Here is a 2,530-nt window from a genome sequence, read left to right on the forward strand (position 1 = left end):
CACATGGGTGAATTCGTCCCGCCAGTAGCCCACCACCATGTTGGTCCGGCCTGCCATGCCCGCATGTACAGCATTGTGCCCCAGCATCAAACAAAAAGCTGAGTCAGGAGGAGAGGCAGGCATACTGCGGATGAGATAACTCGGATCTATATACTTGAGAGTTATCTCGGTCCCCTGCTGCTTGAAATAGGCTGTAATTTGTTCTTTGAGGAACAGGCCGATATCCGCTAGCTTGATATTGCCGGAGGCGTCGCGTTCTCTGGTCGTTTGCACAAGATCCTGCCCGGCTCCTTCTGCCACCACAATTACCGCATGTCCCCTCCTCTGCAGCCTCTCGTCAAGCGCTTTGAAAAATCCTTCCAGAGTGAATTTCACCTCAGGAACCAGGCAGAAATTCACATCACTGTTGGCCAGAGTGGCGTAGGCGGCAATAAAGCCAGAGTGGCGTCCCATCAACTTTACCAGGCCGATGCCGTTTCTGGCGCCTGCGGCTTCAGTGTGAGCTGAATAGATGGCCTTGGTCGCTTCTGAGACAGCAGTCATAAAGCCAAATGACTGCTGGACATAAAGAATGTCATTGTCAATGGTCTTTGGCACGCCTATCACTGAAATCTTCAGATTGCGTCTCTCCACCTCCTCACAAATGGCGCGGGCCCCACGCAGAGTGCCATCACCTCCAATGGCAAAGAGCATGCCCACGTTCATTCTTTCCAGGGTGTCCACCATTTCGGAGATCTCTTGAGGCCCGCGAGAAGAGCCAAGAATAGTGCCGCCTTGCTGATGGATGTTGCGCACCACATCGGGATCGAGTTCAATTGGTGTATGGCCATACCTGTAAGTTAGGCCTTCGTATCCATAGGGAAAGCCGAACACGGTTCGCACACCGTAGTGATGAAAAAGGCTCAAGACAATAGCCCGGATCACATCATTGACCCCGGGACAGAGGCCGCCGCAGGTAACAATGCCACACTTGAGTTTGGTGGGATCGAAGTAGATCATTTCCCGGGAGCCGGCCATTTCAAAGCTCGGCAATTTTTTTCCTGCACTCAGGTACTTTTCTACTTCTGCCAGTTGCCCATGGTAGAGTACGTGCTCCTCGTTTACCAGCAGATTCACTCCAGTCATAGGTGATGGTATCCGACACTCCCCGAGTCTCGGCACGGTAAAGTCCAGATCTTTCTCCGCCATAGCTGTCTCCTAGAATCTTTCTGCAATTGGCGCAAGGTCCATTGCAAGGGTCCGCTAGCCTTATTGCCACACTGAGGTCAGCACCTATTGCCACAAACAGGAGTGCATCAGTTGGCAATAATGAATTCAGACTATATAATAACATTCTTACAAATCCAACCTCTCACATGGAAAGGATACTTAGATGAATATGAAGCTGGTCTCATCGTTGGCCGTGGAAAACGATACCAAGGTTGTTCTGGTAGTACTGGACGGCCTTGGCGGCCTGCCAGGTCCTGAAGGAAAAACTTCTCTAGAGGCTGCCCGCACACCCAATCTCGATGCCCTGGCACAATCAGGAATTTGCGGTTTTCATGATCCACTGGCCCCAGGCATCACTCCCGGTTCTGGGCCGGCCCACATTGGGCTGTTTGGCTATGACCCATTCCAGCATCTCATTGGCCGGGGAGTGCTGGACACAGCCGGCACCCCCTTTCAATTTGCCCACGGCGATCTGGCCAGTCGGCTCAATTTTGCCACCCTGGCTCCGGACGGGACCATAGTTGATCGGCGGGCAGGCAGAATATCTGACCAAGAAGGCCAGCGCATCACCAAGCTCCTTGCAGAGCAAATCAAGGAGATCGATGGTGTGCAGGTGCTCCTGCAACATGTAAAAGAATATCGCGCTGCGGCCATTTTTCGCGGCAAGCCGCTGGACGGCCGGTTGTGTGACAGCGACCCCCAGAAGGTGGGTCTGAGGCCTCTCGAGGTGGTCCCCACAGAAAAGAATCCTTCAGAAGAAGCTATAGAAGCCGCCCGCATTGCCAATACCTTCATCAAGAGGGCCAGAGAAATTCTGGCAGGAGAAGAAAAGGCCAATTTTGTCATGATGCGAGGCTTTGATGTGTACGAACCGCTGCCGAACTTTTGTGAACTCTACAAGTGGAGAGCCTGCGCCATAGCTGCCTATCCCATGTACAAAGGTGTAGCCAGACTGGCCGGCATGCGAGTGATCGAAGAGGGCCAGGCCACCCTAGAAGAGGAACTCGATCTGGTTGTCCGAGAACTCCCTCACACGGATTTCCTCTTCCTTCATGTGAAAAAAACAGATTCCATGGGCGAAGACGGCAATTTCGAAGGCAAGCTCGAGGTGATCGAACATTTTGATCAGCACCTGCCCCGCCTCCTTGACCTGCGCCCTGACGTCCTCTGCATAACTGGAGACCACTCAACTCCCTGTATCTTGAAAAGCCATTCCTGGCATCCTGTACCCATCTGCATCGCAGCTGAAACCGTCAGGACTGACAGCTGCCGGACCTTCGGGGAAACCTCTTTCCTTTGCGGTGGATTGGGCCGCATTCAT

General features: G+C 53.1%; 2 protein-coding genes. One reads left to right on the forward strand and one right to left on the reverse strand.

All coding sequences use genetic code 11. The features are described 5' to 3' along the window. On the reverse strand, positions 1-1,188 hold a 1,188-nt coding region (locus tag JRI89_17610; protein ID MBW2073049.1), incomplete at its 3' end, for an ATP-dependent 6-phosphofructokinase. 184 nt (positions 1,189-1,372) lie between these two features. Here JRI89_17610 and JRI89_17615 point away from each other — a divergent pair. After that, on the forward strand, positions 1,373-2,530 hold a 1,158-nt coding region (locus tag JRI89_17615; protein MBW2073050.1), incomplete at its 3' end, for a 2,3-bisphosphoglycerate-independent phosphoglycerate mutase.

Source organism: Deltaproteobacteria bacterium (genome assembly GCA_019309045.1).
Taxonomy (GTDB): Bacteria; Desulfobacterota; Syntrophobacteria; order BM002; family BM002; genus JAFDGZ01.